This window comes from Paenibacillus sp. OT2-17 (assembly GCF_009827695.1).
GTDB classification, from domain to species: Bacteria; Bacillota; Bacilli; order Paenibacillales; family Paenibacillaceae; genus Paenibacillus; species Paenibacillus polymyxa_B.
Genome location: NZ_WUDQ01001053.1, coordinates 1 through 538, shown reverse-complemented (window position 1 = coordinate 538; position 538 = coordinate 1). Strand labels below are relative to the sequence as shown.

The following is a 538-nucleotide window of genomic DNA, read 5'->3' as shown; positions in this document are numbered from 1 at the left end:
TAAACAACATTTGAGCCTTGGGCTTGACTAGCTTCAAAGCTTCTGAGGCAGTATATTTCGGGCTTGCAAATGTTTTTTTGAAATCTGCGTCATCATTCCAGTCCACCCCATAGGTGGATACGGCCAGCACTTTACCGGTTACCGCGCTAATTTTGACCTCACTCGCCTCGTTTGCATCCTCGAACGACCAATATGAAAGTCCCTTCGTCTCGTCCTTGTACCGTGAAGCGTGCTGTACCTTGATTCGCTGTCCACTCACACGCTTAAATGTGTTCATTGCACGGTTCAGTAACAAAGGATCCACCTGCTTTAGCGCATAGTCCGCGTTGATGGTAATAGCGTTACCTCGATCCACATCCACATACAACGAGGAAGCTTGTTCTCCTGCGCCCCAAAATACCCAGTAATTTGAAGGCTTGTTGGACTGATAAGGGGATTTGACCCGCCAGAATGCTTCAAATTGCAAAGGACGCTTGCTGTCAAACGCTTTGGCGCTGTTTAGCACTTTCGTCTTGAGTGGCGCGTTCATCGCCTTTCC

General features: G+C 48.3%; 1 pseudogene. It reads right to left on the bottom strand.

Going from position 1 to position 538, the window contains the following annotated elements:
* A pseudogene (locus GRP75_RS28995) lies at positions 1–538 on the bottom strand (hypothetical protein); the annotation flags it as partial.